Source organism: Flavobacterium sp. KH_035, assembly GCF_057839565.1.
Window position 1 is genome coordinate 2,987,213 of the sequence record NZ_CM174492.1, and the last position, 17,537, is coordinate 3,004,749.

The 17,537-nt window shown below is 33.3% G+C and carries 14 protein-coding genes; 11 read left to right on the forward strand and 3 right to left on the reverse strand.

Going from position 1 to position 17,537, the window contains the following annotated elements; translation table 11 throughout:
* Position 1 precedes the first annotated feature (1 nt).
* Positions 2 to 901 carry a glycosyltransferase family 2 protein gene (locus AC3IS6_RS12260; RefSeq protein WP_489159693.1) on the reverse strand — a complete coding sequence of 300 codons (900 nt, stop codon included), beginning with the start codon at positions 899 to 901 and terminating at the stop codon, positions 2 to 4.
* Positions 902 to 949: 48 nt separating this feature from the next.
* Between AC3IS6_RS12260 and AC3IS6_RS12265 the strand changes: the two genes are divergently transcribed.
* Genes AC3IS6_RS12265 through AC3IS6_RS12275 form a run of 3 tightly spaced genes read left to right on the forward strand, consistent with a single transcriptional unit; the run spans position 950 to position 3,547 of the window.
* Positions 950 to 2,047: a glycosyltransferase gene (locus AC3IS6_RS12265; RefSeq protein WP_489159695.1), complete on the forward strand. Its 1,098-nt coding sequence runs from the start codon at positions 950 to 952 to the stop codon at positions 2,045 to 2,047.
* A gap of 4 nt (positions 2,048 to 2,051) precedes the next feature.
* Complete coding sequence (locus tag AC3IS6_RS12270) at positions 2,052 to 2,456, forward strand: sugar 3,4-ketoisomerase (protein WP_489159696.1); 405 nt, start codon at positions 2,052 to 2,054, stop codon at positions 2,454 to 2,456.
* Positions 2,453 to 3,547, forward strand: coding sequence for a glycosyltransferase family 4 protein (locus AC3IS6_RS12275; RefSeq protein WP_489159697.1), 1,095 nt, complete (start codon positions 2,453 to 2,455; stop codon positions 3,545 to 3,547). Before AC3IS6_RS12270 ends, AC3IS6_RS12275 begins: the two co-directional genes overlap by 4 nt.
* Here AC3IS6_RS12275 and AC3IS6_RS12280 read toward each other — a convergent pair.
* Positions 3,540 to 4,403, reverse strand: a complete 864-nt coding sequence (locus AC3IS6_RS12280; protein WP_489159699.1) for a glycosyltransferase family 2 protein — start codon at positions 4,401 to 4,403, stop codon at positions 3,540 to 3,542. The two genes, AC3IS6_RS12275 and AC3IS6_RS12280, sit on opposite strands and share 8 nt — an antisense overlap.
* Positions 4,403 to 5,086 (reverse strand): cell division ATP-binding protein FtsE, encoded by a 684-nt coding sequence (locus tag AC3IS6_RS12285; RefSeq protein ID WP_026109865.1) that lies wholly within the window; start codon positions 5,084 to 5,086, stop codon positions 4,403 to 4,405. The genes AC3IS6_RS12280 and AC3IS6_RS12285 overlap by 1 nt, the downstream gene beginning before the upstream one ends.
* 418 nt (positions 5,087 to 5,504) lie before the next feature.
* On the opposite strand from AC3IS6_RS12285, the gene AC3IS6_RS12290 reads away from it, so the two are divergent.
* The 8 genes from AC3IS6_RS12290 to asnB (AC3IS6_RS12325) all read left to right on the forward strand — a co-directional run bounded on the left by AC3IS6_RS12290 (position 5,505) and on the right by asnB (AC3IS6_RS12325) (position 17,346).
* Positions 5,505 to 8,519: a tetratricopeptide repeat protein gene (locus tag AC3IS6_RS12290; protein WP_489159701.1), complete on the forward strand. Its 3,015-nt coding sequence runs from the start codon at positions 5,505 to 5,507 to the stop codon at positions 8,517 to 8,519.
* A 155-nt stretch (positions 8,520 to 8,674) separates the two neighbouring features.
* Positions 8,675 to 9,538 (forward strand): PhzF family phenazine biosynthesis protein, encoded by an 864-nt coding sequence (locus AC3IS6_RS12295; RefSeq protein WP_489159703.1) that lies wholly within the window; start codon positions 8,675 to 8,677, stop codon positions 9,536 to 9,538.
* A gap of 97 nt (positions 9,539 to 9,635) precedes the next feature.
* Complete coding sequence (locus tag AC3IS6_RS12300; protein WP_489159705.1) at positions 9,636 to 11,387, forward strand: TonB-dependent receptor; 1,752 nt, start codon at positions 9,636 to 9,638, stop codon at positions 11,385 to 11,387.
* Positions 11,388 to 11,531: 144 nt separating this feature from the next.
* Positions 11,532 to 12,062: a GNAT family N-acetyltransferase gene (locus AC3IS6_RS12305; RefSeq protein ID WP_489159706.1), complete on the forward strand. Its 531-nt coding sequence runs from the start codon at positions 11,532 to 11,534 to the stop codon at positions 12,060 to 12,062.
* Between the two features lie 109 nt (positions 12,063 to 12,171).
* The gene (locus AC3IS6_RS12310; RefSeq protein ID WP_489159708.1) at positions 12,172 to 12,462 is read left to right on the forward strand and encodes an SH3 domain-containing protein; all 291 of its coding nucleotides are present in this window, start codon (positions 12,172 to 12,174) and stop codon (positions 12,460 to 12,462) included.
* 131 nt (positions 12,463 to 12,593) lie between these two features.
* Positions 12,594 to 13,043, forward strand: a complete 450-nt coding sequence (locus AC3IS6_RS12315; protein ID WP_489159710.1) for a hypothetical protein — start codon at positions 12,594 to 12,596, stop codon at positions 13,041 to 13,043.
* A 695-nt stretch (positions 13,044 to 13,738) separates the two neighbouring features.
* Complete coding sequence (asnB, locus tag AC3IS6_RS12320) at positions 13,739 to 15,415, forward strand: asparagine synthase B (RefSeq protein ID WP_489159712.1); 1,677 nt, start codon at positions 13,739 to 13,741, stop codon at positions 15,413 to 15,415.
* A gap of 314 nt (positions 15,416 to 15,729) precedes the next feature.
* Positions 15,730 to 17,346: an asparagine synthase B gene (gene asnB, locus AC3IS6_RS12325; RefSeq protein ID WP_489159714.1), complete on the forward strand. Its 1,617-nt coding sequence runs from the start codon at positions 15,730 to 15,732 to the stop codon at positions 17,344 to 17,346.
* Positions 17,347 to 17,537: the final 191 nt, after the last annotated feature.

Genomic DNA, 17,537 nt, shown 5'->3' on the forward strand with positions numbered 1-17,537 from the left:
ATTAAGCAAACAGAATTCGGAAGCGTTGCTTGATTTCAAGCAAAAGGTATTTCAGTAACAATTTAAAATCAGACATTTTATAAGCTAAAACTATTTCAAAGTGCATTCTCTTTAAAATGGTTTTGTGCTCATTTTTATTTCGGTTTAAGCGAATTGCCTTTTTGAGAATCAAATAAGTAGAGTGATTTATTTTTCTGGATTTTGAATCGTTTTTAATAAAAAAATGAGTTCCTAACGATGTTTCTATGATTCTTTTTTTAATTAAGATTTTGTCGATATAATCAAATTCATAAGAGCGCGAGGCGCGAATCCAAATATCTAAATCTTCATACCCTAAATTCTCGTCGTAGCCATTCAAAGCATCAAAAACAGACTTTTTTATCATCGACGAAACAGAACAAATACTATTTCCACCAGAAAGCACGCTTAAGTAAATATCTCCGGTTTCTCTATTTTCTATTGTTTTCTTTGAGTTATCAACCGGAAAATAATAAGAATCAAAATTGCCATTTTCTGTAATCAATTCAACATTGCCATAAACAACACCAAGGTTTTTAAATGAACTGTTTTTGAATGTATTAATTTGTGATGAAATACAATCCGGAAGTAAAATATCATCTGCGGCGAGATCAATAATATAATCACCTTTTGCAAGTCGTAAGGCCTTATTGAATGATTTTGTATTTCCCAGATTGGTTTTGTTGTCAATGAATTGAACCTCCGGATAATTGATAAGCCAGTTTTTAATTGTTTCTCTTGAATTATCTATGCTAAAGTCATCTACAACAATCAGTTCAGTAAAAGGATAGTCCTGATTGATGACCGAAAGTAAACTCTCTACAACAAATTTTTCGTGGTTATAACACAAGCAAATTACGGTTACTAATGTTTTATCTTGCATATTGTTTTTAAAGAGTTATATATTTGATACGAAAATAAGAAATCACAAATGATATTGTCTCAGAAAAAAAATAAAATTGCTTTAATTGGTTATCGTCTAAATGGGGGAGGAAGTGATAAAGTGATGGCAAATTTATCTGTCTTTTTTGAAAGCCAGGGATTTGATGTGACTATTCTTATTGTTTTAAATGAAATTAGTTTTCCATATTCAGGTACATTAGTGAATCTGGGATTATTGAAAAACGAAAGCAATGGTTTTTTTAATAAAGTAAAAAGACTTAGAGCTTTGCATAAATATTTAAATGAAAATAAATTTGATTTTATCATTGATTTTCGTTTTCGGACAAAAGTGATTCAGGAGTTAGTTTTGGCACGTTTTATTTACAACACCAAAACTATTTTTACAGTTCATAGTTTTTTGATTGATCATTATATGCCAAATAATTCTTGGCTTACACGATTAATGTACAATCACTGTTATGCAAATGTGGCAATTGTGGAAGAGATGAAAATGTTGATTGAAAATAAACATCGACTAGAAAATGTAGTCACAATTCACAATCCCGTTTATTTGGAGGAAATTAATGAGAAACGGAGTGAAATGATTAATATTGAATTTGATTTTATTATTGCGGTTGGACAATATGAAAACAAAATAAAACAATTTGAGCAGTTGATTTCCAGTTATGCCAATTCGGATTTGTCTCAAAAAAAGATCCATCTGGTTATTTTGGGTAATGGTAACGAATCAGATCTTCAGAAAGCAATTTTAGAGAGCAATATTACTGGATTTGTACATTTGTTAGGATATGAGGTTAATCCTTTTAAGTATATTAGTAAAGCAAGGTTTTTAGTGCTAAGTAGTAAAAATGAAGGTTTCTCAAATGTTATTGCAGAAGCACTGACTTGCCAAACTCCAGTTGTAACTTTTGATTGTGATTTTGGGCCGAGAGACTTGGTGAAGAATTTAGAAAATGGTCTTTTAGTAGAAGATCAGAATTGGGATAAGCTAACAGAAGCAATGAATCTCTTTATTGAAGATGAAATTTTGTACGCATATTGTAAAAGAAATAGTTTTGAAAGTGTTCAGCCTTTTCTACTGGAAAAAATTGGAAAGCAATGGTTAAATTTGATGCAGGTACATTAAAAATATGACAACAATTCAAGATATAGATTTATTAAAAATTCCTGTAATAGAGGACTTAAGCGGGAATTTGGCTTTTATTCAAAATGATATTTTGCCATTTGATTTTAAACGGGTCTATTATCTTTTTGACGTGCCTAGTACAGCTTTTCGCGGTGGACATTCGCATATAGAGCAACATGAAATTTTAATTGCTCTTAGCGGAAGTTTTGAGGTTACTGTTAATGACGGGACTAATAAAGAAAGCTATTTGCTTAATAAGCCAAATTTTGGGTTACACCTGCCAAAAGGAATTTGGAGAGAATTGGAAAACTTTTCTTCAGGTTCTGTTTGTTTGGTTCTGGCATCAGATGTTTTTGACGAATCAGATTATATCAGGAATTATGATGTCTTTTTGAACTCCAAAAAATGAGACTGCTTTATATTGTGCCTAAAATAAAAATTGCGGGAGGGGTGGCAAGAGTTACTTCTGTTAAAGCTAATTATTTTATACAACATTTTGGTTATGAAGTGCATATTTTGTCGCAAGATGAAGAGGATACTTTGCCCTTCTATGATTTCAATTCTAAAATTGTTTTTCATTATATGACCTTAAAAGGAAGAGGTTTTAGTTTTTTTGTTTCGTTCCAAAAAGAAATAAACAAAAAGGTTAAAGAAATAAAGCCGGATGTTATTATGATTGCAGATAATGGATTAAAAGCTTTTATATATCCCTTTGTTTGCAGAACTAAAATTCCAATTATTCTGGAGTGTCACGGTTCAAAATTTATCGAAGAAAAAGATCTAAAAGCGGATTTCCTTGCGAAATCGATTCGAAAAATAAAATATCAGTTTAAAGATTTCGGCGCTCGAAAATTCACTAGAATAGTGACTTTGTCTGGAGAAAGTTTAAAAGAATGGAATGTCGAAAATGGAGTTGTAATCCCAAATCCGTTGTGGATTAAAAACAATAAAATTTCTAATCTACAGCATAAAAAGGTAATCGCAATTGGCAGATATTCGTTTGAAAAAGGATTAGACCGATTGTTATTAATCTGGAAAGAAATTATTCAAAAGCACTCTGATTGGACATTAGATATTTATACAGACAACATTCATTCTTTGAAAGAAAAGGCCCTAGATTTAGGTTTAGAATGGGGTATAAATTATCTGGATTTTGTTAAAAATATTGAAGAGAAATATTACGAGGCTTCTATTTATGCAATGACTTCGAGAACGGAAGGTTTTGCAATGGTTTTGTTAGAAGCAATGGCTTCAGGTTTGCCTTGTATTGCGTACGATTGTCCAATAGGCCCAAGGACTCTTATTACCAGTGGTGAGAATGGTTTTTTAATTCCGGATGATTGTATGGAAATTTATGTTGATCAACTGTCTTTTTTAATCGAAGACCAAGAAGTAAAATCAAAATTAGGTAAAAAAGCCCAAGCAACTTCCGAGAATTACGCCGTCGATAAGGTAATGGAACAGTGGAAGTCTTTTTTAGAAACGGTAATAATTAATTAGTCTTTTTTAAGTTGCAAAAATACCCTAGCTTGTACAGATCAAATAAAAATAAAGAAGGTTTTTTAGAAAGAATGTTTTTTTCGATTTTGGATCTGTTATTTTTAAAAAGATAAGCTGAAATAGATATTAGTTTTAGTTTTTTTAAAAGTTCAAATGAAGTTGTAATTTTGCTGTCTTCTTTTTGTATTTTATTTGAATCATAAAGAAAAACAAGATTTTCCAAAGCAATTTTGGTTTTATTTAAAAATACCTGTGAAGTTTCCAGATTCAAATGAAAAGTTGGGTTTTCTATTCGAAGAATTTCAAAATGATTTGCCTTTAAAACAGAAAAGAAACATAAATCTTCATAACCATACCTTGTGATGGATTCGTCAAAAGGAAATCGAATAAAAATATCTTTTTTGACTACTAAATTTGAAGTGAGGAGAGAAAGCGCTTCTCTTTTATTTCCATAAAACCAACGAAGAAATTGTTCCTCTTGAGGTTCTTTGTTCTCGTAAATGATTCCGCCAAAAAAGATATCATTTTTCAAATCAGAAATAATATCAATGTACTTTTTTATGAAATTGTTTTTAGCTGGAAAAGTGTCGCAGTCTAAAATAAGCAACCAATCAAATTTAGCTTTTTGAGCCATAGAATTGATATTTTTTCCTCTTCCTAAATTAGTTTCGTTTTTAAAAAAGAAGCAATTAGGTAAAAGATTTATCTCATGATTGAGAGTGTTTTCTCGAAAATCGGATGCGTCGTCCTGACAAAGAATTTCAAAATTAATTCCAATAATATTACATTGTTTTGCAACTTCTTCGACAAGTGCAAAAACATTATAATTATAAACCGGAATTAAAATAGAAAGCACTATACGCTGCGTTGTACCACTTCAAAAATTCTTTCGTCTTCACATTTTAGGGTTTTAGACGGAAATTTCATCAGTAAAGCATAATCATGGGTAACCATGATCACTGTTTTACCGTTGGCATTAATTTTTTTCAAAACTTCAAGAACTTCTGAGCTTGTTTGCGGATCAAGGTTTCCGGTTGGCTCATCGGCTAGAATGAATTCAGGATCATTTAGTAATGCTCTTGCAATAGCTACACGCTGCTGCTCACCCCCCGAAAGTTGATGTGGCATCTTGTTTAAGAATTCTTTCATGCCTACCTTATCCAAAACTTCATCGATTTTATGCTCCATAGCTTCTTTTTCAGACCAGCCGGTGGCTTTTAAAACAAAAAGCATATTGTCTTTTACCGAACGATCCGGAAGTAACTTAAAATCCTGAAATACAATTCCGATTTTTCGTCTCAAATATGGAATTTCGCTTTCTTTTAAAGTTGCCAAATCAAATTCTACAATATGACCTTCACCCTCAGTTAAAGGTAAATCACCATACAGCGTTTTCATGAAACTACTTTTTCCGGAACCTGTTTTTCCAATTATATAGATAAATTCACCATGTTGAACATCTAAATTAATATGAGATAAAATTTTCTTTCCTTCCTGATATATAGTGACTTCTTTAAGAGACAGTACGGTTTGCGACATAATAAAATTGATTTGAATGGTAAAAGTAATAAGATAACGCTTGGATTCAAAATAAATTTCAATCATTTCTGTGGGAAATTTTTAAAAAGCAGCCACGAATTAAGAGGATTAGAAGGATTTAAGTCTTTTTTTAGACAGAAACGTAAAATTTACTTAGTTGAATCTTCACAATAAAATGTATAGATGAAATGAAACGTAATAAGTTGTATAAGTTTGTTTTATGACAGAGTGTTGACTGTTTTTAGGTTAAATTAATTAAAGGTTGGTAATGGAGTTAAACTCAGTTGATAAAGCATCTAGTTTAGAATTATTTATACGACTGATAGGGTTTAATTAATTTTTTGTTCATAATAAAAGCCAGAAACGTTTCGTTATAAACGGTATAAAATGATACATTTGAATACTAAATATAATTAAAATGCGTAAACTTCCCTGGTTCTTTTTATTACCAATTATTCTTTTTTCGACCATAGTTTCGGCACAAAAATCAGCTATTTATACTTGCGACTTAAAGGATTTTGACAAAGCACTGGCTTTATACAATGACAAACAATATGCTTCGGCACAACTTATTTTCGAACAGGTTAAAAACAATGCAACAACCGAAGAGGTTCAATCAGATTGTGCTTATTATATTGCCAATTGCGCCATTCGGACAAACAAAGTAAATGCTGATGCTCTGATCGAAAAATTTGTAAACGATTATCCAACGAGTACAAAACAAAATCAGGCCTATATTGAAGTTGCCCAATACTTTTTTGAACAGGGAAATTATCCAAAAGCCTTACAGTGGTTTGATAAAGTGGATGAAAGCTATATGAGTAAATCTGATTCGGATAGATTTAATTTCCAAAAAGGATACAGTTATTTCAATGCTAAAAAGAAAAAAGAAGCCACAACTTATTTTAATAAGGTTGTAAACTCTCCTGATTTTGGTTCACAGGCCAAATATTACTTAGGATTTATGGCTTATGAAGGCGATGATTATAAAGAAGCAACTAAATATTTTGATGAAGTTTCGGGAGAAGAGAAATACAAAGAAAAGCTTTCGTATTATCAGGCCGATATGAATTTTAAATTAGGAAATTTCCAAAAAGCAATCGATTTAGGGCAAAAAGCCATGAGCAAATCCAATGATTTGGAAAAATCTGAATTGAATAAAATTATTGGAGAGAGTTACTTCAATCTGAAACAATATGACAAAGCGATTCCGTTTTTAGAGCAATACGCCGGAAAAAAAGGCAAGTGGAATAATACCGATTTCTATCAGCTGGGATATGCTTATTATGAGCGCAAAGAGTATGAAAAAGCAATTTCTCAATTCAATAAAATCATTGAAGGAAAAGATTTTGTAGCTCAAAATGCCTATTACCATTTAGGTTTGGCTTATTTAAACACGGGTAAAAAACAGGAGGCTTTAAATGCGTTTAAAAATGCTTCTGAAATGGATTTCAATACCCAAATTCAGGAAGATGCCGCTTTGAATTACGCAAAGCTGAGTTATGAAATTGGAAATGCCTATCAAACCGTTCCGGGAATTTTACTTGATTTCCTAAAAAAATACCCAAACAACTCCAGTAAAGCAGAGGTAGAAAAATTATTGGTTGACTCTTATATTTCTTCTAAAAATTATAAAGAAGCGTTGTCCTTATTAGAGAAAAACAGGTCGCCAGAGAATAAAGCAGCTTATCAAAAAGTACTTTTTTATAGAGGTGTTGAATTGTACAATGAATCAAACTATCAGGAAGCAGGGAAAATGTTTAAAAGTGCTATTAGCGAACAAAAAACACCTGAATTTACAGCCCGTGCTACTTTTTGGAAAGCAGAAGCGGAATACATGACTGATGATTTTCAGAACGCTTTATTAAGTTACAAACAGTTTGCCGGATTTGCTGCTGCTAAAACTACCAATGAGTACAAAAATATCAACTATAATATTGGTTATGCCTATTTTAAACTCAAAGAATACGATCAGGCAGGGAATTCTTTCCAGGCACAAATTGATAATTCGAAGGAAGATAAAGTGCGTTTAAACGATTCGTACTTGCGTTTAGGAGACAGCCGATTTGTGAATTCGAAGTACAGTGCGGCAAATGAAGCGTACTCGAAAGCTATTGAAGCAAAAGGCGTTGATGCCGATTATGCACAGTTTCAAAAAGCAATTTCTTACGGATTTATGTCCAAAAATGATAAGAAAGCCGATGAATTGAGTAATTTCCTTCAGATGTATAAAAAGTCGTCTTATCGTGATGATGCTTTATACGAATTAGGGAATACTTATGTTGCGGAGAAAAAGAACGATCAGGCACTTAAAACCTATGATCAGCTGATTTCAGAATTTAAAAACGGTTCCTTTACTTCGAAAGCAATTTTAAAACAAGGATTGATTTATTACAATTCAGATCGCGACGATCAGGCTTTGGTGAAGTTTAAAAAAGTAGCAGCAGAGTTTCCTAAAACTCCCGAAGCTTTAGAAGCCGTTTCGACAGCCAGATTGATTTATGTCGACTCAGGAAAGGTGGATGAATATGCGACTTGGGTACGTACCTTAGATTTTGTGGCGGTTACCGATGCCGAATTGGATAATGATACTTATGACGCGGCTTTCAAACAATATAGTCAGAACAACAGTAAGCCGGCCATAACTGGTTTTACAGGTTACATAAACAAGTTTCCAAAAGGAATGCATGCACTTGAAGCTAACTTTTATCTGGCACAATTGTATTTTGCCGAAGGTTCAGAAGCAAAATCGACTGCAAACTATCAGTATGTAATTGATCAGCCGAGAAGTGAATTTACGGAGCAGTCATTGACCAGACTGGCACAAATTTTCCTAAAAGCAAAAGATTGCGATCAGTCGGTTCCGGTGTTGGTTCGTTTAGAAAGTGAAGCCGATTTCCCTCAGAATAAAAGTTTTGCACAGGCTAATTTAATGAAATGTTATTACGACAAAAAAGATTATGATAATTCAGTAGTATATGCTGATAAAGTATTGCAAAATGCAAAAGCCGATGCAAACGTTAAAGCGGATGCTCAGATTATCGTAGCACGTGCAGCAATGCAGACAGGAGATGAAGATAAAGCCAAAGTGGCCTATGCTAAATTATCAGCGACATCTAAAGGAGAATTGGCAGCAGAAGCACTGTATTATGATGCGTATTTTAAAACCAAAGAAGGAAAATTTGATGCTTCGAATGTTTCCGTGCAAAAGTTGGCTAAAAACTATTCAGCCTACAAATATTACGGGGCGAAAAGTTTAGTCCTGATGGCAAAAAATTTCTACGGATTAAAAGACAGTTATCAGGCAACCTATATTCTAGACAACGTCATTAATAATTTTACAGATTATCCGGATGTTGTGGAAGAAGCTAAAAAAGAATTAAGTGCAATAAAATTAGAAGAGTCTAAAACGAATTCATCGATCACGAAGTAGTTTTATGTGAAATGTGAGATGTGAAATGAAATACATTTCACATCTCACGAAACATATTTTACAAATTAATTTATTTAGTGAAAATAAGATGTTATCTGCAATATGAAATATAGCAGAAGCATATTTCACATTTTACAAATCACATTTAACAAGTTATGAGTTTACCTTTTTATATAGTTGATGTTTTTGCCGATAAAAAATATGCCGGGAATCAGTTGGCCGTTTTTTTAGACGCTGAAAATTTAAGTTCTGAAGAAATGCAGCAAATGGCGCGCGAGATAAACTTCGCTGAAAGCACATTCATTACGAAACTGGACCGGGAAAAAAATAAGGCCGAAATTAGAATTTTTACTCCAGCTCATGAAATGGAGTTTGCAGGACATCCTATAATTGGAACTTCATGGGTTTTGATCAATAAAATATTTGAGAATTCTCCTGAAAAGATCACTTTAAATGTTCCTATTGGAGAAATTTCAATTCAACAGTCTGAAGATTTAATTTGGTTAAAAGCGGCACAGCCTAAATTTTGGGATATTTTTTCGAAAGAAGATTTTACATTATTCAGCAATCTGAAAAAGGAAGATTTCGAAAATCAATTTCCAATTCAGGAAGTGACAACCGGAAGTGCGTTTGTGATGGTTGGACTAAGTAACAAGAAAGCATTGGAAAATTTAGTTTTAGATAAAGATAAAGCAGATCAATGGATGAAAAGGAACTGCAAAACAAGTCATAGAGGTCTTTATTTTTATTATTTAGAAGACTCCAAATTGTTTAGCAGAATGTTTTGTGTAGAACACAATCAATTGGTTGAAGACGCAGCAACAGGGAGTGCAAGTACATGTTTGCAAGCTTTTCTTTTAAAGTATCATTTGCCGCAAATTGAAATGATTAATTATCAGGGGGATTATATCAATCGTCCGTCTCAAATCTATTTTAATGGAAAATTAACTGAAAATCAGTTTGAGATCAAAATAGGTGGAAAGGCACAGTTTGTTGCAAAAGGAGAATGGGAAGTATAACAAATAGAAAAGTTAATAATGTAAAATGTTAATTGTGAAATGTGAACTGAAATGCATCTTACATTTTACAACTAACATTTCACGAAAAGAAATAAATATGAAAATTAATTGCCAGAATAAAATCATCATTTTACTAGTATTGTTTGTTGTGCAGCTTTCGTTTTCGCAAAAGAAAAATGAAACAATCGGAACAGAAACAGTAAACGTAGTAAAACCGTATTCGCCAACGATTTCAGATGCTTTTAAAGTAAAAGAAACACCTTCGCTTGACGATACTGGAAATCAGCCAAAAGAAACTATAAAATATAGTATTTTATCTGTTCCGGTGGCTTCTACATTTACTCCATCAAAAGGAAAGGCCGAAGGTGTTGAGAAATCTAAAAAAGAAAAATTATTTAACAATTATGCCACTTTAGGAGTAGGGAATTATGGTACTTTAAATGCTGAATTATTTGTAAATCAGGATTTAGGGAACAATGATTATGTAGCCGGAATGTTTCGTCATCACTCTTCTCAGGGCGGAATTAAAGGTGTAGATTTAAATGATGAGTTTTACGATACGGCGCTAAATGTAGGGTATGGCGTAAACAATCGTGATATGTCCTGGAATGTTGATTTGGGCTATCAGAATCAATTGTACAACTGGTATGGTTTACCGACTGCTTTCGGTGCTACTTTGGCAGGACAAACCCGCGATGATTTAATCCGGGGGATTAATCCTAATCATTCTTATAATACCATTTCTTTGGGTGGTAATGTAGCTTTTACAGAAGGGATTTTCAGTAAGATCTCGACAAAGTTTACACATTTTTCTGATAGTTTTTCATCGTCAGAAAATCGGTTCTATGTGAAACCCTCTTTCAAGGTAGAAGTAATGGATCAATCCATAAATACCAATATTATTGTAGATCATGTTAGCGGATCTTTCGAACATAATTATGCTCACGATAATACAAACCCTTTAAAGTACAGCCTTACGAATTTTGGAATTGAACCAAGCTTTGTGATTTTAGAAAATGACTGGACACTTGAACTAGGAGCCGGATTGTTTTATGGTTTGGATTCTGAAAACAGCGGAAACAAGTTCTATATTTATCCAAAAGTGAATGCTTCCTATAAATTGGTTGGAGATTTGATGATTTTCTACACAGGAGTAAACGGAGGCTTGAATCAAAATTCTTATACTGATTTTGTGACCGGGAATCCGTTTTTATCCCCAACACTTAATATGAAACCTACCAATAATCAGTATACTGTTTTTGCAGGTTTAAAAGGGAAATTGGCCAACAATGTGAGTTATAATCTTACAGGTTCTTATCTAAATGAAAAAGATAAAGCATTGTACAAAGGCAACGATTATACAGAAGATTTTTCCAATCAGAATTATGCTTTTGGAAACTCATTTGGAGTGATTTATGACGATGTGAGAACATTCCGTTTTTATGGAGAATTAAAAGCTGATTTTTCTCAAAACGTTTCTTTTGGAATCAACGGTACTTTTAACAGCTATAAATTCGACGGTATAGAAGCATGGAATTTACCTTCTATGAAACTGAGTTCAAATCTGGACGTAAATATTACGAAACAATGGTATGCGGGACTGAATGTTTTCTTTGTTGGAGAGCGTAAAGACATGCAATCGAATCTAAATTTAGGAACAGATCCGGTGATTACAACGCTAAAAAGTTATTTTGACGCCAATGCACATTTAGGTTATAAATACAACGAACGTTTGACTTGTTTTTTAAAGCTTAATAATATTGGAAATCAAGCTTACGAAAAATGGCTGAATTATCCGGTACAAGGATTTCAGGTAGTCGTTGGAGCAAACTACAAATTCGATTTTTAAAAGAGGCTTACACAAAGCTATAAAGTTTTTGAGCCGCGAATTCACAAAGTAATTAGGATTATTAGTGAATTCGTGGCTCACTTTTTTTGAGACTGTATAAAACCTTTGCATCTTTGTAACTAATAACAGTAGTACCTCAAAAAAATGGAAATTAAACTGCGACAAGAAAATGAAAAGGACCAAAAAAGTGTTTTTAATTTAATTGAGAAGGCTTTTGAAAAGGAAGAATATAGTGACCACAAAGAACAATTTTTGGTTGAAAGATTAAGAAAATCAGACGCTTTTATTCCTGAACTATCTATTGTTGCCGAAGTAGAGAATGAAATTGTTGGGCATATTTTATTGACAAAGTTAGAAATCAAAAACGATACGGAAACTTTTGAATCTTTGGCATTGGCACCGGTTTCTGTGCTACCTGAATTTCAGGGAAAAGGAATTGGTTCAAAACTTATATTGCACAGTCATAAAGTAGCGAAAGAGTTGGGTTACAAATCGGTTATATTATTAGGACATCAGGACTATTATCCGAGATTTGGTTATGAACTTTGTGAAAGATACAATATCGAGATGCCTTTTGAGGTTCCTGCAGAGAATTGTATGGTGATTGCTTTAACCGAAAATGGATTATCAGGAGTAAGTGGAAAAGTCATTTATCCGGTTGCTTTTTTTGAGTAATAATTAGGAGTCTTTTCTTTCAACTATTTTTAGGATCTTTATGGTTTCATAACAAAAGAGAATTTTGACAACGAAAGAATTAGGTAGCTCATTTCAAAAAAAGACAAAAATGATGGAAGTATTTAAAATTCTTGAAGCATATAAGATACAATATGAAAATCCTATTACTCTCTATATAGGCGAGACTGTAAAATTAGGAGAAGAGGAGACAGAAGAAAAGTGGAAAGGATGGATTTGGGCCGAAAATGAGAGCAATAAAGGCTGGGTCCCGGTTCAGATACTTGAAATTTCTTCGGATAAAAAAAAGGCAAAAGTTTTAGAATATTACACTGCTAGAGAATTGAATGTCGATAAGGATGATGAAATTCTAAAAATTAAAAGCTTAAACGGTTGGACATGAGTGAGAAAAATCATGAATAATGAGGAAGGATGGATTCCCGATGAAATAATAGGTTAAAATATAAAAAGAAGACTTTTTTATTTAAAATCTCTGCTCCTCTGTATCTTTACACCTCAGTACCTAAAAAAAAAATGACTTTTAAACAAAAAATACACTCGCATTACCTGCAAATGGTTCAGGATCGAATAGATGTTTTTAGAGATATGATTTCGGCTTTGACCGAAGATTCTAAAAACGATGCCAAAGGTTCTGCCGGAGACAAACATGAAACTGCTTTGTCTATGATGCATATCGAACAGGAAAAACTCACCAATAAACTAAAAGAAGCGATTGCCCAAAAAGCGATTTTAGATAAAATTGATGCCTTAAAAACTACTGAAAATATCATTTCGGGAAGTTTGGTGAAAGCCAACGGAATTTATTTATATGTAAGCGTAGCACTTCCTAAAATCAATGTTGACGGTGTAAATGTTATTGCGCTTTCTCCACAATCACCTTTAGGTGCGCATTTAATGGGGAATAAAGTGGGATTTACTTTTGAAATTAACGGGACCAAATATTTAATTCAGGAAATTAGTTAGATGGATTATCTGTATTTAATATGCAGCTTCTCTTTGTTTGGGGCTGCTTTTGCTTTTTATAAACTACACAAACTTTGGTTAAAGGATGTTACTGAAAAAAATGATCAGTATAAATTTCAAATTAATTTTCAGTCTTTCAAAAATTGGCTTTACGTAGTGATGTTGATACTAGGAGGAATAGTTTATTTTTTCAGAGCCTTACCTTAATATTTCTTTTTAAACTTTTTTAAATCTAAATGTGTCGTTCCTTCGGAACTTTGTTTTGTTGATTATTTTTTTCAACGGATTTCAATCTGTTGAAAAAGTATAAACACGAGTCATAAGTTCCGTAGGAACGAGCAATATAAAGTTTGTAAATCTTTAGATTACCTCTCATTAAACTTTAGTTTTGATTAAAACAATAATTCCAGAACAGCTTTCATCCTTCTATTTGAGAATCTGTCAATGATTCTGAGATATTGTGCAATTTAACTTAATGATCGTTCTTTGAATTTGCGTTTTTTACTTTTATTAAGCGTGAAATTGAAATTTTTAAGTTTGAAGCTTTTTTTAATACTGAAATTTTATATTTTGTATGTAAAAACATATTTTTGGTTTTAAATTGTAATTGAAATTGTTATATGTGTTTTTCAATTGTAACTGATATTGCATCTTTGCCTTATCAAAATAAAATTTAAAAATAAAAATATAACGTTATGTGTGGAATCGTATGTGCCTTTGATCTAAAGCAAAAAGCCGAAACTTTAAGACCTCAAGTATTAGAAATGTCTAAAATTATCCGTCACCGTGGACCGGACTGGAGCGGAATTTATAGCAATGATAAAGCAATTTTATCGCACGAGCGTCTGGCAATTGTAGATCCGGCTTCTGGAAAACAACCTTTATTTACCGAAGATAAAAAATTGGTTCTGGCTGCAAATGGTGAAATTTACAACCACAGAGAATTACGCAAACAATTTCTGGGAAAATACAACTTTCAGACAGAAAGTGATTGCGAAGTAATCTTAGCACTTTACAAAGAAAAAGGACCTCATTTTGTAGATGAAATGAACGGAATTTTTGGATTTGCAATCTATGATGTTGACAAAGACGAGTACTTCATTGCTCGTGACCACATGGGAATTATTCCATTATATATTGGTTGGGACCAGCATGGAACTTTTTATGTTGCTTCTGAATTAAAAGCTTTAGAAGGATATTGTACAAAAATCCAATTGTTTCCTCCTGGACATTATATGACAAGTAAAGACGGTGAATTTGTGCAGTGGTACAAAAGAGATTGGACAGATTATGAGGCGGTAAAAGATAATGAAACAAGTATTCCTGAAATTAAAAAAGCACTTGAAGCAGCAGTTCACAGACAATTAATGAGTGATGTTCCTTATGGCGTTTTACTTTCCGGAGGTTTAGATTCTTCGATCACGTCGGCAGTAGCCAAAAAGTTTGCACAAAAACGTATTGAGTCAGATGATACTACAGATGCCTGGTATCCGCAGTTGCACTCTTTTTCAGTAGGATTGGAAGGTTCCCCTGATTTAGCGGCTGCACAGGTGGTGGCAAAACATATAGGAACCATTCACCACGAAATTAAATTTACTATCCAGGAAGGATTAGATGCCGTTCGTGATGTAATTTACAACTTAGAAACCTATGATGTAACGACCGTTAGAGCATCGACTCCAATGTGGTTGATGGCGAGAGTCATCAAATCAATGGGGATTAAAATGGTATTGTCAGGTGAGGGAGCAGATGAGTTGTTTGGAGGGTATTTATATTTTCATAAAGCACCAAATGCAAGAGAATTTCACGAAGAAAACGTTCGTAAATTAGGGAAACTACACATGTACGATTGTTTGCGTGCCAACAAAAGTTTGGCAGCGTGGGGAATTGAAGGGCGTGTTCCGTTTCTGGATAAAGAATTTATGGATGTGGCAATGCGAATCAATCCGCAAGATAAAATGATAAACAAAGAACATTCAATGGAAAAATGGGTGGTTCGTAAAGCATTTGAAGACATGTTGCCTGAAAGTGTTGCCTGGAGACAAAAAGAGCAATTTTCGGATGGTGTTGGATACAGTTGGATTGATACCTTGAAAGAAGTGGTAGCTAAAGAAGTTTCGGATGAACAATTGGCAAATGCAAAGTATAAATTCCCATTGCAAACGCCAACTTCTAAGGAAGAGTATTATTATCGTTCGATTTTTGCAGAACATTTTCCAAGTGATGCGGCTGCATTATGTGTGCCACAGGAAGCCAGTGTGGCTTGCAGTACAAAAATAGCTTTAGAATGGGATGAAGCTTTTAAGAACATGAATGATCCATCAGGAAGAGCTGTGGCAAGTGTGCACGATGATGCTTACGCTAAAGCATAAACAAGTATTTTTAGAATTAGTATATATATTTCCGAAAGACGTTCTCAGTACTGAGGACGTTTTTCTTGTCTTATATTGTTAAAAGGTATTGTTTCAATTAGTTAAAAGTTTTTTTTTGGAAATAGTTTGACTTTCTTTTTTATATTTGGTATTCACTGAAATAAAATTAAAAGAACTAAATATTGTAGCTTAATAAGTACATAAAATTCAGAAATAATATTTAGCTTAGCCGAACATTAGAAAAACATAAGATATTTAATTAACCGATTTAATATCGGCAATAAAGAGAGAATAATAAAAAAATATAGAACAGTATGTCTGGATTATTAGCTGTTATAGGTAAAGGAAAAGACCCGCAACTCGTAAAAGAGCTTTCTGCAAGAATGTCACATCGTGGTCCTGATGAAAGTGATTTACATATTATGGAAAATGGCAGTATTATGTGCCATGAAAGTTTGTCAATTATTGATTTAAAATCTGGAAAGCAACCTATTCAGGGAACTAACAAAGCCTGGATGGTTCATGATGGAGAAATCTATAACTATCAGGAACTAAAAGACACGGTTTTAAAAGAGCATATCTTTAGAACAAAATCTGATTCAGAAGTCATCGTTCATTTGTACGAAGAATTTGGACACAAATTTTGTAATATGCTGGATGGCGACTTTGCTTTTGTGATCATTGATGGTGATAATTATATTGCAGCAAGAGATGCAGTTGGTGTAAAACCTTTGTATTATGGATTGGATGAGAGAGGAAGAATCTATTTTTCATCAGAAATGAAGTCAATTTCAGATCAATGTAAATCCTTTTCAACTTTTCCTCCTGGACATTATTATACAGGTAAAACCGGTTTTGTAAAATATTACAATCCGGAATATGAAGACCATTCTAATGCCAGTCAAAAATTAGATTTAGATTTAATTCGGGAGACTTTAATTGAAGCAACCCGTAAACGTTTAATGAGCGAAGTTCCTGTTGGAGTATTACTTTCCGGCGGATTAGATTCTTCATTAACGTCTGCAATTGCTGCCCGTTTATTGAAAGAAAACAGTGAAAAATTGCATTCATTTTCGATTGGGTTGGATGCTGACGCACCAGATAACAAAGCAGCTAGAACAGCAGCAGCATTTTTAGGGACAGAACACCATGAAATACATTTTACAGTAGAAGAGGGGGTTGAGATTTTGGAAAAAGTAATCTACCATATTGAAACCTATGATATTATTTCGGTGAGATCCGGAGTGCCAATGTATTTGTTGTCAAAGGCGATTGCCGATAAAGGAATTAAAGTAATTCTTTCGGGTGAAGGCGCGGATGAAGTTTTTGGAGGTCATTTATATTTTAGAAATGCACCATCAGCACAGGAATTTCAGGATGAAACAATCGAAAGAGTACAAAAAATGTTTACCGCTGATTTGTTACGTGCCGACAAGATACCAATGGCGCACGGATTGGAAGCGAGAATTCCGTTCCTGGACAAAGAGTTTTTAGAGGCTGCAATTCGAATTAAAACCGAAGAGAAACAACCAAAAACATACGATGGAATTGAAAAATACATTTTAAGAAAAGCATTTGATACACCAGAGAATCCGTATTTACCGGAGGAAGTTTTATGGAGGCAGAAAGAACAGTTCTCGGATGGGGTGGGATATAGCTGGGTAGATGAATTGATTGATTATTGTGCCGGACAGGTTTCGGATGAGCAGCTGGCCGGAGCAAGTGCAGAATTTCCTTATAATTCGCCAACAACCAAAGAAGCTTACCTTTACAGATCGATTTTTCATAAATATTATCCACAGGTTAGCGCCGCACAAACGGTTAGAAAATGGATCCCAAGATGGCAGGAAAATCTGGATCCAAGTGGAAGAGCTAATGCCGCACACGTAAAAGCAGGTGTTGAAACTTCGAAAGCAGGAGTGACAGTTTAAAAGTTTAAGAAATAAAATGCTTTGCCAGTTTATACTTAGATCCAAATTGAAACTTGGAAATAAATCATAAAAAAAATCCGAAAAGACATTTCAAATGTAGTTTCGGATTTTTTTTATGATTTAAAAGGAATAGGATCTCCGAATTTTGAATTCCAAATATTTGGAATTTGGGACTTAAATTTCTAAAAACT